This is a genomic window from Caballeronia sp. LZ003 (assembly GCF_031451465.1).
In the GTDB taxonomy this organism is placed as follows: Bacteria; Pseudomonadota; Gammaproteobacteria; order Burkholderiales; family Burkholderiaceae; genus Caballeronia.
In genome coordinates, this window is record NZ_JARUXJ010000001.1 from 950,993 (window position 1) to 965,062 (window position 14,070).

11 protein-coding genes and 1 pseudogene are annotated in these 14,070 nt (G+C 63.0%); 5 read left to right on the forward strand and 7 right to left on the reverse strand.

The features are described from left to right. Positions 1–3: 3 nt before the first annotated feature. The 5 genes and pseudogenes from QCE79_RS04405 to QCE79_RS04425 all read right to left on the reverse strand — a co-directional run. Positions 4–2,496 (reverse strand): EAL domain-containing protein, encoded by a 2,493-nt coding sequence (locus tag QCE79_RS04405; protein ID WP_309842142.1) that lies wholly within the window; start codon positions 2,494–2,496, stop codon positions 4–6. Positions 2,497–3,155: 659 nt separating this feature from the next. After that, positions 3,156–3,617, reverse strand: a complete 462-nt coding sequence (locus QCE79_RS04410; protein ID WP_244827491.1) for a RidA family protein — start codon at positions 3,615–3,617, stop codon at positions 3,156–3,158. Positions 3,618–3,671: 54 nt separating this feature from the next. Further along, complete coding sequence (locus tag QCE79_RS04415; protein WP_250464150.1) at positions 3,672–4,868, reverse strand: PLP-dependent aminotransferase family protein; 1,197 nt, start codon at positions 4,866–4,868, stop codon at positions 3,672–3,674. 146 nt (positions 4,869–5,014) lie between these two features. Further along, on the reverse strand, positions 5,015–5,941 hold the full coding sequence (locus QCE79_RS04420) for a DMT family transporter (protein WP_309842146.1): 927 nt from the start codon (positions 5,939–5,941) through the stop codon (positions 5,015–5,017). A 304-nt stretch (positions 5,942–6,245) separates the two neighbouring features. Beyond that, a pseudogene (locus tag QCE79_RS04425) lies at positions 6,246–6,908 on the reverse strand (VOC family protein); the annotation flags it as partial. 225 nt (positions 6,909–7,133) lie between these two features. Here QCE79_RS04425 and QCE79_RS04430 point away from each other — a divergent pair. Beyond that, entirely contained in the window at positions 7,134–8,573 is a 1,440-nt protein-coding gene (locus tag QCE79_RS04430) for a PLP-dependent aminotransferase family protein (RefSeq protein WP_250464154.1), read from the forward strand. 53 nt (positions 8,574–8,626) lie between these two features. Here QCE79_RS04430 and QCE79_RS04435 read toward each other — a convergent pair whose 3' ends face one another. Further along, positions 8,627–9,199, reverse strand: coding sequence for a Rhs element Vgr protein (locus QCE79_RS04435; protein ID WP_309842149.1), 573 nt, complete (start codon positions 9,197–9,199; stop codon positions 8,627–8,629). 187 nt (positions 9,200–9,386) lie between these two features. On the opposite strand from QCE79_RS04435, the gene htpG reads away from it, so the two are divergent. Then, on the forward strand, positions 9,387–11,291 hold the full coding sequence (htpG, locus tag QCE79_RS04440) for a molecular chaperone HtpG (protein WP_309842151.1): 1,905 nt from the start codon (positions 9,387–9,389) through the stop codon (positions 11,289–11,291). A gap of 180 nt (positions 11,292–11,471) precedes the next feature. On the opposite strand, the gene QCE79_RS04445 is transcribed toward htpG, so the two are convergent. Further along, complete coding sequence (locus tag QCE79_RS04445) at positions 11,472–11,723, reverse strand: hypothetical protein (protein WP_250492084.1); 252 nt, start codon at positions 11,721–11,723, stop codon at positions 11,472–11,474. A gap of 124 nt (positions 11,724–11,847) precedes the next feature. Between QCE79_RS04445 and QCE79_RS04450 the strand changes: the two genes are divergently transcribed. The 3 genes from QCE79_RS04450 to QCE79_RS04460 are packed head-to-tail and all read left to right on the forward strand — an operon-like array spanning position 11,848 to position 13,873. Next, positions 11,848–12,495 (forward strand): chorismate lyase, encoded by a 648-nt coding sequence (locus QCE79_RS04450; protein WP_309842154.1) that lies wholly within the window; start codon positions 11,848–11,850, stop codon positions 12,493–12,495. Continuing rightward, positions 12,492–12,974, forward strand: a complete 483-nt coding sequence (locus QCE79_RS04455) for a DNA-deoxyinosine glycosylase (RefSeq protein ID WP_309842158.1) — start codon at positions 12,492–12,494, stop codon at positions 12,972–12,974. Before QCE79_RS04450 ends, QCE79_RS04455 begins: the two co-directional genes overlap by 4 nt. Continuing rightward, positions 12,971–13,873, forward strand: coding sequence for a spermidine synthase (locus QCE79_RS04460; protein WP_309842161.1), 903 nt, complete (start codon positions 12,971–12,973; stop codon positions 13,871–13,873). Before QCE79_RS04455 ends, QCE79_RS04460 begins: the two co-directional genes overlap by 4 nt. Positions 13,874–14,070 lie beyond the last annotated feature (197 nt).

A 14,070-nucleotide genomic window follows, 5' to 3' on the forward strand; every position in this document is an offset into this window, starting at 1 on the left:
GTCTCAAACGCCGCGTTCGTCGCTCAGCGCGGGACTCGGCGGCTCTTGACCCGCATGGCCCGCATCTTTCTCCGAGCGTGGCATGACCCCTCGTGTCAAGCCGCATACGCCAAAGCGGTCGAGCAAGGCCTGCACGCCATCCGCGGGTACGGGCCGCGAAAACAGGAAGCCTTGCGCTTCCACCGGACCGAGCGCCGCGAGCCACACGATCTGCTCTTCGCGTTCCGTGCCTTCCACGACCACCGTCAGGCCGAGCGAACGCGCGAGATTCACGATGGCCGACACCATCACGCACACGCTGCGGTCTTCGGGAATCGCCTGGATGAAGGAGCGATCAACCTTCAAGGTATCCACCGAAAAACGGTTCAGATACGACAGCGACGAATAGCCCGTGCCGAAGTCGTCCAGCGCGATACGCACGCCAAGACGCTTCAACGCCATGATCTTTTCCTGCACGAGCTCGGGATATTCAACCATCACGGTTTCGGTGATCTCGAGTTCGAGCTTGTCCGACGGAATGCCGCTCGCCTCGATGGATCGCGCCACCGTCTCAAGCAAGTCTCCCCGCCAGAATTGCACGGCCGATATGTTCACCGCGAGCGACAAGCCGGTGTAGCCCTCGCGCTGCCATTGCGCGAGCTGCATGCAGGCCGTGTGAACCACGAAGTCGCCCACCGCGACGATCAAGCCGGTCGACTCCGCAACCGGAATGAATTCGTTGGCGGGAATCAGCCCATGCTGCGGATGATTCCAGCGCACGAGCGCCTCGAACCCGGTAATGCAGCGCCGCGCCAGATCGATCTTCGGCTGATACACGAGAAAGAGCTGCTGCTCCGTCAACGCGACGCGCAACTGCTGCTCCCACTTCATCAGATGATCCGCGCGATGCGACAACTGCGGCGAATAGAACTGATAGCAGTTCTTGCCCGCGTCCTTCGCGCTGTACATCGCGAGATCGGCCTTCTTCAGCAGATCGATCTCGCTTTCGTTCGATACCGAAAAGAGCGCAATGCCGATGCTCGCGTGCAGCACGAACGCACTGCCGCGCACATCGAACGGCGTGGCGAACATGGTCGAGATGTCGTCGGCGAGCGTGATCGCGCGCTGCTCCACTTCCTCGCCCTTGACGACCACCACGAACTCGTCGCCGCCGATACGCGACAGCGTGCCGCTTTGTCCGACGGTTTCGGCGAGACGCGACGCCGTCATCTGCAGGACGATATCGCCCGCGTTGTGGCCGAGCGTGTCGTTGACGGTCTTGAAGTTGTCGAGGTCGATGAAGAGCAGCGCAAGCCGCCCGATGTTCTCGGTGTGCGCCACGTCCTGCCGCAGCCCGCGCAGAGTCGAATAGCGATTACGCAAGCCTGTCAGCAGATCGTATTCGACGAGATGCGTCATCTCGCGCTCGCGCCCGAGCAGCTTGCCGATGAGACCCGTGGCGACCGCGAAGAAGCCCAGCATCGCGAGCGAGATGAAGCCCGCCATCAGCAGATACACGTTGCGCGTGTGATTGAAGTCGACGAGTTCCTCGCGCTCCGAAAGGCCGACGAGGACGCCGAGCGGATAGCCGTCGATATGCCGGTAAGACACGATGCGCCTCACGCCGTCGATCGGATCGACATAGATGCCCGACGCGTGCTCCGAGGTCGGATACACGCCGCTCGCACTGAACTCGCCGTGGACGGGGCCGCTCGCGTTGCGCGCGCCGCTGCCCTTGGCTACGGCGTTCGGCGCGCGTGCATCGGAGGCCGCAGACGAAGCGCCAGAGGCGCCGGATACGCCAGCTACGCCAGAAGTGCCCGCGCCGCCGCCCGTACTGCGCGCGAGCACCGAGCCGTTGTCTGACACGACCGCGATCACGCCTTCATGCCCGATGGAGGCGACGTTATAGAAATCGCTCGTGAAGTACGCCGGGTCTTCCGAAACGACGACCACGCCCGCGAACGAGCCATCGGAATGATTCAACCGCCGCGTGATTTGCAGCGTCCAGATGCCGGAGACGCGTCCGCGCACGGGCCGGCTGATATAGAGCAGGTCGTCGTTGGAGTGGACGTGAACCTTGAAGTGCTCGCGATCCGACAAGTCGATGGGCTTCGGATGCGGATCGGCCGTCGTGGCGATGAGCGCGCCGTGTTCGTCGATGAGCGAGACTTGCACGAGCGTGTCGCTCTGCACGACGCCTTTGTCCACGGTAGCGATGAGATCGAACTCGCTGGGCGACTTCTCGTATTCGTACTTGACAAAGCGCGTGATCTGATCGACCTGATGGATCGCCTTGATCGTGTGCTGTTCGAGCGCGGAGGAGAGGATGGCGGCGGACGCCATGGATTCGTGCGTGGTGGATTCACGTTCCACCGAGAGCCGCGTGAAGATCACGGCCCACAACGACACCAGCACCAGTGTGCCGAGCACGGGAATGAGCAGCAGTGCGCGCCGCCGCCGCGCGCCCGGTGTCACGGAGCGCGCGTCGCTGGCCTTGATGCGCGAGCGCTTCATGGAAGGCGTGGGCCCGCGAGGGCATGCAACGCTTCGGCTGACGAAGAGCACGAGAGGTTGCAAGCTGCCGAGCGCGCGATGTGTATGAAGCGGACCATGTCTTCTTGCGTTGAGGCGAAACGAGCCACTATACCGCGCGAGTTGGGCGACCACGCTTCGAACGACGATGCATGGCGAATCTGGCGCCATGCGCTTCGCGTGAGAAGCGTTCGGCGCCCGGCGGTTACTTGAAGCCGTGCGGCAACTGAAGCAACTACAACACGGATTTGACGATGAGGGTGCGACTTATCTGACAGCATACGTTTGCGCCGAAGCGCAAGCGGCTGAATACGACACGAATCGCGCTCGAGCTTTTGTGGTCCCCGATTGTTCAGATATTAGCGAACAGACCGGAGTTCGGAAAGGGGCGTGGCCAAGGGGTATACGCGTGGCACGACTTGCCGATGAACCGACGTCCCGCAAGCAAAATGTGCCATCGAATATCGTAACGAAGTGGCTGCCGATGCCTGCCGACGAATCGTTTCGGCAGGCGCGAATGCATCGTCGAGGCGCTTTCGCCGCGCATGCGTCTTCAGCCGTTCTTGGCAAGTGTGCAAACAAAAAACCCGGCGCCTGATGACGCCGGGTTCTTGCGACCGTGCGGTGCGAAGGCGAAAGCGTCAGGCTACTTCGGCGATCAGTTCGATTTCCACACATGCGCCAAGCGGAATCTGCGCCACGCCGAAGGCCGAACGCGCGTGCTTGCCGGCATCGCCGAAAATATCCGCGATGAGTTCGGACGCGCCGTTGGTGACGAGATGCTGCTCGGTGAAGTCTGGCGTCGAATTGACGAGGCTCATCACCTTGACGATACGGCGCACGCGGTTCAGGTCGCCCACATGCGCGTGCAGCGTCGCGATCAGGTCGATGGCCACGTTGCGCGCGGCGGCCTTGCCTTCTTCGGTGGAAAGCGTGTCGCCGAGCTTGCCCGTATAAACCTTGCCGTCTTTCTTGGCGATGTGCCCCGACAGATAAACCGTGTTGCCGCTCTGCGCGCTCATCACGTAGGCGGCGGCGGGCGCGCCTGCGGTGGGCAGGTCGATACCGAGTTCCTTCAGCTTGTCGTAAACGTTGGATGCCATCGATGACTCCTGGAGTGAATTGAAGCGCGACGCCAATAAAGCGCCGCGCGTGGATCAGACGCTCGCGCGCAGCAGTGCGCCGAGCCTGGCGACGCCTTCGTCGATCTTCGCGGGCGGCACCGTCACGAACGAAAGACGCAGCGTGTTGTGCTCGGCGTCGTTGGCGAAGAACGGACCGCCCGGCACGAACGCCACGTTCTCCGCGATGGACTGTTCGAGCAGCTTCATCGAATCGATGTGCTTCGGCAGTTTCACCCACACGAACATGCCGCCTTCGGGCCGGTTCCATTCGACACCGGCGGGCATGTGACGTTCGAGCGCGTCGAGCATGGCCTGACACTGGTCGCGATACAGCGCGCGGATGGTCGGCACATGTCGATCGAGAAAGCCGTCCTTGATGACTTCATGAACGATACGTTGCGTGAGACTCGGCGTATGCAGATCGGTTGCCTGCTTGGCTTGCACGAGTTTGAAGTGCAGCTCCTCGGGCGCGATGATGTAGCCCACACGCAGACCCGGCGCCAGCACTTTCGAGAACGAGCCCAGATGGACGATGTGATCGGGCGCCATCGAGAGCAGCGTGGGCAGCGGAGCGCCGGCGTAATCGAGCGCGCCGTAGGGGTCGTCCTCGATGATCGGAAACGCGGCGCTTTGCGCGAACGCGGCGAGCGCGCGGCGGCGCTCCAGCGGCAGACGGCGACCCGTCGGATTCTGGAAGTTCGGCTGTGCGTAGAGCAGGCGTGCATCGGCGGTGAGCGCGGCGCTCAGTCCTTCGGGGATGAGGCCGGCTTCGTCCGTCGGCATCTGCACGTAATGCGGCTCGAACATCGAAAAGGACTGCAGCGCGCCGAGATAAGTCGGCGTTTCGACGAGCACGCGGCTGCCGGGATCGACGAGCGTCTTGCCAAGCAGATCGAGCGCTTGCTGCGAGCCCGTCGTGACGAGCACCTGCGTCGGACGAATGGTCACGCCGTCTTTCGAATAACGCGCCGCGATCCATTCGCGCAGCGGCATGTAGCCTTCGGTCGCGCTGTACTGAAGCGCGGCGGCGGGCTGATCGCGCAAGATGCGTTCGGACGCGACGCGCATTTCCTCGACGGGAAACGTCTGCGGCGAGGGCAGGCCGCCCGCGAAGGAAATGACTTCGGGCCGCTCCGTGACTTTGAGAATTTCACGAATCGCCGAGCTGGTGAGCTTGCGGGCGCGTTCGGAAAGTTGCCACGGCGTGGCGCGCAGATCGGCTTGATTCATGGAATGTCTCGCTTGGGGTTTCCGGGGTTGACTACAACTGGCTGAAGCTGATCCTGAATCCGGCGGCAAAGTGCACGGCCGCCTGAAATGTCGATTATCGCCCAAGCGAACTTGCGTGCACGGTCTCGGGCTTTCGGCCTGGGTGCTTATCTTGCGCTGTTCGGGCTTGCCGCCGCAACGGGCAGCGGCGCCGCGCGCACCGCCGTCTTGCGCCCGAGCACGACTGTCACGATGACAGCGGTCGCGTAGAGCCACGTCGTCGCGCTTACCTGTTCGCCGAAGAAGAGCGCGGAGAATGCCATCGTGAAGAAAATCTGCAGTAATTGCACTTGTCCGACGCGCGCGATGCCGCCCATCGCGAGGCCCGTGTACCACGCGAAGAAGCCGATGAACTGCGAGAAGAGCGTCACGTAACCGAACGCGAGCCACGTGCGTAAAGCGAGCGGCTCGGGATGAGCCGCGTGATGCGCCCACGCGAGCCAGCCGACCGGCAGCACGAGGAAGGGCGCCGATAGCACGAGCGCCCAGCAGATCACCTGCCATCCGCCCATCTGTCTGGCGAGCCGCGCGCCTTCCGCATAGCCGAGCGCGCCGATGCCGACCGCGACGAGCATCAGAAGGTCGCCTGCCTGCAAGCCGCCGCCGCCCGTCTGCAAGGCGAACGCGATGACGATCGCGCTGCCCGCGATAGCGCTCACCCAGAAGAGTTTCGATGGCCGCTCGTGCGAGAGCCACGCGGCGTAGATCGCGACGCACAGCGGCTGCAAGCCATTGACCACGGCGCCGTGCGACGCAGGGACGGTTTTCATCGCCCAGGCGGAAAACACCGGAAACGCGACGATCACGCCAAGAGACACGACCGCGAGGCTCTTGATCTGCGGCCAGGACGGCCGCTTTTCGCGGCACCATGCAAGCAGCAAGGCGGCGGGCAGCGCGGCGACGAGCGCGCGCCCGAGCCCGTTCAGAAGCGGATGCACTTCCTGCACGACGATGCGCGTCATCGGCAGCGTGAGGCTGAAGATGACGACGCCGATCAGGCCGAGCAACATGCCTTCGGTTTCGCGGGTTCTCATCGTTCCATGTCTCCTTTGGGGCGGGCTCTTGGGTTCGCTGTTAGTCGTCGTTGTCGTCGTTGCCGTCGGTAGGTGCGGCGTCGGCATCGACCGTGGCTTGCTCATTCGTCTCGGCTGGCAGTTCGCGCGGATCGCTTTGCATGCTGGATGCACCGCCTTCTTCGGCAGACGAATCGCCATCCGACGCAACCGCCGCAGCCTTGTCTCGCACACGCCTTCGCTTGCCTGCCGCCTGCCGCGCCTGCTCGTTCGCAAGCCGCGCCGCCTCCACCGATTCCGCCGATTCGCCGAGCGTCACCATCGAGCCATCTGGCAGCTCGAAACGCGCGACGAGAGCGGGCGCGCCACGCGTTGGCTCGACTTGCATCAGATGCGCCGCGCCGAGCCATTCGAGCTGCTGCGCCACCGCATCCGCGTTCGGATGAAACCCCGTGAGCGATGCCAGCGCAATGCCCGTTTGCGGCAACGTATCGCTCGGATGACGCGGCGTATCCCATTGGATCAGCGCGGGCAACACGCCATCGCCCACGCCTTGCCACGCGGGGAACGCGCCGTCGTCCGGCACCGTCAGCCCCCACGTATTGCCGGAGCGCGACATTGCCACCACGGGCGCGATGCGTTCCGGATACTGCTCCTGCCAGCGCACGAGCGACTTCGGCCGATCCACCCGAAGCACCCAGTGCACGAGCTGCGGACCGTCTTCGAGGCGACGCTGCAACGCCGGGTCGTCGAGCGCGAAGAGGCGCGGGCGCGATGTGGCGGGCGAAGGCGCGTCCGGATCGATTGCGATCACTTCGATATAAGCGCCGCCCCACAGGCTCAAGAGCCGGTTGTGCGTGCGCATGAGCGGATGCGCGCCACCGGGCGCGGTCTCCACGCCGAACTTCGCGGCGATAAATTGCGCGCCCTCGGCAAGCGTGCGCGCGGCGATCACGAGATGGTCGAGTTTCAGCGGATGAGCGGTCATGGCACAAGCCCGAAGCGTCAATACAGGGGCCGATAGCATAACCGCTCGCCCGCGCCGCCCGAAGCGCACGGTCACGGAAAGGATGCGCCATCCAGTGCAGCCCGAATGCAGAATGTAGCTGCTGCCACCAGAACAGTAACGGTACAATCGGCGGGATACTGTTCTGTACAGTTTTGAGCATATTGAACACTTCGCCTGAACCGCACATCCGCCACGGAGGCCCGCATGTCCGTCCCGCTCGATCAGATTCCCGCTCCGCACGACGCCGCGCAGCTAACGCTCGTCGATCAGCTCGTGCAGTGGGGACGCCGCCGCATCGACGAACGGGTGTTCCGGCCGGGCATGCGCATGCCGTCCATCCGCAAGTTGGCGGTCGATAAAGGCGTGTCGCGCTTCACCGTGGTCGAGGCTTATGAGCGGCTTGTCGCGCACGGCTATCTCGATTCGCGGCGCGGGTCGGGCTTCTACGTGCGCGACCGTATCGTGGCCGCCGCGAGCCCGGCGCCGGAGCAGGCGCCCGTGCAGAACGCAATCGACGTGGTCTGGCTTCTGCGCAACATGCTGCACAGTTCGAGTCCCGAGAAAGGGCCGGGGCTCGGCTATCTGCCGAACCGGTGGCTCGACGGCGAGCTCATCACCAACGCGCTGCGCTCGATGAGCCGCATGTCCGGCGCGCAGATGCTCGGCATGGGCACGCCGCATGGTTTTCTGCCGCTGCGGCTGCAGTTGCAGACGCGTCTCGCGGAACTGGAGATCGGCGCGACCGAGCAGCAGATCGTAATGGTGTCGGGCATCACACAGGCCATCGACCTGATTTCGCGCCTTTACGTCAAGCCGGGCGATGCGGTGATCGTCGGCGATCCCGCGTGGTTCCAGATGTTCGGCCGCTTCGCATCGCAGGGCGCGCGGCTCGTCGGCATGCCGTACACGCCGGATGGGCCCGATCTCGACGCGCTCGAATCGCTCGTCGCGACCTGGCGGCCGAAGATGCTGATCATCAACTCGGTGCTGCAGAACCCGACCGGCACGTCGCTCACGGCGGCGCAGGCGTTCCGCATCCTGCAACTCGCGCAGCAGTACGACTTCATGGTCATCGAGGACGATATCTACGGCGATCTGTGTGCGCCTTCGTATCCGGCAACGCGGCTTGCATCGCTCGATCAACTCAAGCGCGTGATCTTTCTCGGCAGCTTTTCGAAGACGCTCGCCGCGAATCTGCGCGTGGGTTATGTCGCGGCATCGGCGGAAGTGGCGAAGGCGCTCGCCGATCAGAAGATGCTCGTCGGCATGACGACGCCCGAACTCAACGAACGCGTGCTTTACAAGGTGTTGACCGAAGGGCATTACCGGCGGCACGTCGAACGGCTGCGCGGGCGGCTCGACGCCGTGCGTGACAAGACCGCTCGCATGCTGGAAAAGACCGGTCTGAAGCTGTTCACGACGCCATCGGCCGGCATGTTTCTTTGGGCCGACACGGGTGTCGATTCGGAAAGTCTCGCGGCGGCGGGGCACGAAGCCGGCTTTTTATTGACGCCGGGCAGCCTGTTTTCGCCGAATCAGTCGCCCACTACGTGGATGCGCTTCAACATCGCCAACTGCGGCGATCCGGCGTTGCCGGAGTTGCTGGCGAGTCATCGGGAAAAGGCGGCGCGGCGGGGTTCCTAGGCGAGCGGCTCGGCTGAATGGTGTCGTGGAAAACCGCGCACCCCGGCCGCACGTCAACTCTCCCGACGCGGCCGATTCCGAAGACGAGGCAAATGCCGCCGGTCCGATGGCGCATTCAAAAACCCCGCCAGCACGTGCTCGAAGAGCGCAAGCGCACCCGGCATCAACCGATACCGACGCTCATAGAGCCGCGCCTGTCCGCCGCAAAACTTAAGCGCGTAATAGTCGGCAAGCAGGTTGCCTTGCGCTTCCATGTTGTAGTCCGCGAGACCTTTGTCGGCCGCAAGCGCATAGCGATAAGGCAGGCCGATACGAATCGCCCCGCGCAGCCTCACCCAATAGCCGAGCTGGAACTGCCACACATGCGTCATCTCGTGGATGAACCACATGCGCTCACCGAGGTCGCAGGCGGAGAAGTCGTGCTGGTAGCATGCGCGTGGAAAATAGAGGTTGCCGTTCGGCGCCATCGCGGTGTGTCGCGGTTGCAGTCCGAACGGCAGATAGCCGCGAGCGTGGACGCGGACCGTCGAATAATCGATCGAAGCGCCGAACACGCACCGCGCCAGCGCGATCTCACCGGGCGTGAGCGGCCGTGCACGCATCAAGGGCTTCGGCGTGTGAAGCATGGTCGGGCGATCGGTCGTGCTAAAGCGTCATCCTAACCGGCTTTTCACCGGCCCTTGAAATAGCCCGTCCCGCCCATATATCGGACGAATTCTGCGCGTGTACGCGGCGCATGCCATGCAAGTGGCTTAAGATCGCACGCCGCGCATTCCGAACCGCATCTATAAAACTCAACCAGAGGACTCGACCATGGCGCAAGAAACCATGAGCTTTCAGGCGGAAGTGAAGCAGCTTCTGCAACTGATGATTCATTCGCTCTACAGCAACAAGAAAATCTTCCTGCGCGAGCTGATCTCGAACGCATCGGACGCGGCAGACAAGCTGCGCTTCGAGGCAATCGAAAACAGCGCGCTCTACGAGAACGATCCGGACTTGCGTATCCGCGTGTCGTTCGACAAGGCGGCGCGCACCGTCACCATCGACGACAACGGCATTGGCATGAGCCGCGAAGAAGCCATCTCGCATCTGGGCACGATCGCGCGCTCGGGCACGAAAGAGTTCTTCTCGAAGCTCTCCGGCGACCAGCAAAAGGACGCCGCGCTCATCGGACAATTCGGCGTGGGCTTTTACTCGGGCTTCATCGTCGCCGACAAGATCACAGTGGAATCGCGCCGCGCCGGTCTGCCGGCATCGGAAGGCGTGCGCTGGACGAGCGCGGGCGAAGGCGAGTTCGAAGTCGAGAATATCGAGCGCGCGCAACGCGGCACGACCATCACGCTGCATCTTCGTCCGGAAGAGGACGAACTGCTTTCGAGTCACAAGCTCAAGTCGATCATCCAGAAGTATTCGGATCACGTCGCGCTGCCCATTCTCATGAAGAAGGAAGAATGGGACGCCGAGAAGAGCGAGATGGTCGAGAAGGACGAAGACGAGACCGTCAATCAGGCGAGCGCGCTGTGGACGCGTAACAAGAGCGACATCACCGACGAGCAATACAAGCAGTTCTACCAGCATATTTCGCACGATCACGACGACCCGCTCGCGTGGACGCACAACCGCGTGGAAGGCCGCAGCGAATACACGCAACTGCTGTATGTGCCGAAGCACGCGCCGTTCGATCTGTGGAACCGTGAGCATCGCGGCGGCCTCAAGCTCTACGTGAAGCGCGTCTTCATCATGGACGATGCCGAGCAATTGCTGCCCGCGTATTTGCGCTTCGTGAAGGGCGTGGTCGATTCGGCCGATCTGCCGCTCAACGTCTCGCGCGAGATCCTGCAGGAAAGCCGCGACGTTAAGGCAATTCGCGAAGGCGTGAGCAAGCGGGTGCTGTCGATGCTGGAAGAAATCGCATCGTCCTCGGCCGAAGCAACCGACGACGCCAACCGAGAAAAGTACACGAATTTTTGGAAGGAATTCGGTCAGGTGCTGAAGGAAGGCATTGGCGAGGATTTCAGCAACCGGGATCGCATCGCGAAGCTGGTGCGTTTTGCATCGACGCATAACGACTCCGACGTGCAAAACGTCTCGCTCGCCGATTACGTCTCGCGCATGAAGCCCGAGCAGACGAAGATCTACTACGTCACCGCGGACAGCTGGCAGGCCGCGAAGAACAGTCCGCATCTGGAAGTGTTTCGCAAGAAGGGCGTGGAAGTGCTGTTGCTGACGGATCGCGTCGACGAATGGATGCTCTCCTTCCTCAACGAATTCGACGGCAAGCCGCTGGCGAGCGTCGCGCGTGGCGACCTCGATCTGGGCGCGCTGAACGACGAGGAAAAGCAGCAGCAGGAAAAGGTCGGCGAGGAATTCAAGCCGCTCGTCGAGAAGATGAAGGAAGCGCTCGAAGGCAAGGCCAAGGACGTGCGCCTGACCTTCCGCCTGACCGATTCGCCGAGCTGTCTCGTGGCCGACGAAGGCGACATGAGCGGCTACCTGCAACGCATGCTGAAGGCAGCGGGGCAGAACGCACCGAAGATGGAGCCGATTCTCGAAGTGAACCCGGAACATCCGCTGGTGAAGGCGCTGCAGACCGATGGCGCGAATTTCGCGGATTGGTGTTATCTGCTGTTCGATCAGGCGTTGCTGGCCGAAGGCGGATCGCTGGAAGATCCGGCGAGTTTCGTGAAGCGGACGAATGCGTTGTTGTTGGCGCGTTGAGGTCGAGGGTTGGTTGTTGAGGTGAAGGACGCGCCGTTGGGGTTTCGGCGGCGCGTTTTTATGCGGCTACGGCTTCTTGGCCCGCTCGGGCACGGAAGCGGACTAAAGCGTTGTCGTTGGTGCGCTTGAAGTCTCGACCTTTGGATGCGCGCTGCCGGAACGGACCGGCAGCGCGTATTTTTACTTGCGCTCCTTGTTGGACTGGGCGAGCACGGAAGCAGCTAGCGTCTTCGTTTCCTTCGAATACTTCGGGCTTTTCAGCACTTCGCTTGCCTTGTGCTCCATCGCGCCGCTTGTTTGCTTCGCGCTATGGGCCTGTGATAGAGCCGACGCGGCAAGACTCTTTTTGATCTCCGATGCTTTCGGATCATGAAGCGTCTCGGATGCCAGATGCGCCACCTTGTTCGACGTCTGCTTTGTGTTTTTAGACATTTAGATATCCTTTTATAAATGCGCTGATCGTGAAATCCACGGTCTGCAATTCAGTGTGCTGCGTTGCGCGCCGCCATTCCATACGATTTGTCCGAAGGGCAAGCACGGTTTTATAATCAACGCCATGCTGACCTGCACCGATCCCGTCGACCGCCATTGGCGCAGCGCGCCGCTCGCATCGCTTACGGGGCATCAAAAAGACTGGCTCACACGCGGCGGCTCCCTGACCGCGCACTTGCGCGCGCTAGGACAAGTCACTGTGGAAGTGACGCGCGAATGCGTCGCCGCGCCGTGGCTTGACGAATGGCAAGCGCTCGGCGTCACGCCGCGCACGCCGGTGTGGACGCGCGAAGTCGCGTTGAAGGTCGATGGCGTCGCAGTTGTAGTTGCGCACAGCATCGTCGCGCTGTCGCACAGCACGGGCATCTGGCAATCGATGCGCCGCCTGCGCACCCGCCCGCTCGCCGAACTTCTCTACAGCGACAGCAGCGTGTCCCGTTCCGTACTCGCAAGCCGCGTCGTCACCGCACGGCATCCGCTCCATGCGCTGGCCTTGCGCGAAACGCCGCCCGGACATGCTCTGCACGCGCGCCGCTCGGTATTCCTGCGCCACGGCGCGCCGCTCATGGTCACCGAATGCATGCTCGATGCGCTCTGGGCCCGGCTCGCGGAATCGGCAAGACCGCGGGGTGTTCATCATCGTGAGCATGCGCGGGCGTTCGAGCACCTGAGTTCGCATGCGAAGCGCGTCGCGGACGAGAAAGCCCGATGACGCTGACCGGATTCGCGCCCGTGGCCGACCGCGCCACGCATACGCTGATTCTCGGCAGCTTCCCGGGCGTCGCATCGCTGACGGCGACGCAGTACTACGCGCATCCGCGCAATCAATTCTGGCGGCTCGTGGGCGCGGTGATCGGCGAACCGCTGCATGAATTCAGCTACGAGAATCGTCTGCAACGCCTGCTTGCTCATCGGATCGGCTTATGGGACGTGCTCGCCGCATGCGAGCGCCAGGGCAGCCTCGACAGCGCAATCCGCAACGCCGCCGCGAACGACTTCCACGCATTTCACACGCGCTTTCCCGCGCTCGGGAAAGTCTGCTTCAACGGCAAGACTTCGGGCCGCTTCGAGGCGCAGGCGAGCGCCGCGGGTTACGCGACGCTCGTGCTGCCTTCGTCGAGCGCGGCCAATGCTATGCTCTCGTTCGACCAAAAACTGCGCGTCTGGCGCGACATTCTCAGCACACAATGAAGAATCTGATCAAGCGCGCATCCGCCGAAGCACGCGCGTTCGGCCGCAACAAGGACGCGGCGAAACAAGACCGCCGCCGCATCAAGGGCGATGACGACGATCTCGCCAACGCGCCGCGCATCGACGCGCCGCGTAAGCCGCGCTTCGCGCCCGTGACGTTCTCGGAAGAGGGCGGCGTGCGTTATCTGCACTTCGGCACTGAATGGATCCAGGGCGCGATGCGCATCAAAAAGCCCGATCACCTCGAACTCGAATACGCGCAGCAGATGATGGCGTGGCTGCTTTTCATCGAGACGCCGGCGCGCATCGTGCAACTCGGGCTCGGCTCGGCCGCGCTCACCAAGTTCTGCTATCGCTTCCTGAAACGCGCGCAAGTCGAAGCGGTCGAGTTGAATCCGGCGGTCGTGATCGCCGCGCGCGCCATGTTCGAGCTTCCGTACGACGACGCGCGCCTCACCGTCACCGAACGCGACGCGTGGGAGTTCGTCAACGACCGCGCGAACCACGGCACCATCGGCGCGCTGCAGATCGATATCTACGACGCCAGCGCGCGCGGTCCCGTGCTCGACAGCGTGTCGTTCTATCGCGCGTGCCGGGCGTGTCTCACACCGGATGCGGGCGTCGTCACGATCAACCTGTTCGGCGATCACCCGAGCTTCGTGCGCAACATGCGGCATCTGAACGAGGCATTCGCCCATCGCGTGATCGCGCTGCCGGAAGTACACGACGGCAACCGTATCGCGCTCGCCTTCGCCGGTCCCGCGCTAGACGTGCCGTTCGCCGCGCTCGAAGCCCGCGCCAGGCTGATCGAAGCGCAACTCGGCCTGCCCGCGCGCAAGTGGGTAAAAGGCCTGGCCGAAATCGCGAAGCTGCCGATGACCGGTTCGTTCACCATCTGATCCTCGGATCCGCTCCAGCCAATCCAGCCAATCCAGGCAGGCCATCCCGGCGATTTTTACGATCTCATTTCTTATCAGGGGATTAGTCGGGATTCCCCCTGCTTGACCCGCGTTTTTCGGTCCATATACTCCTCCTGTTATTTCGGGGCGCTTTCAGCGGCGTGCCATGCAAGATGGCAACCGGCCTTTCGAGCGAG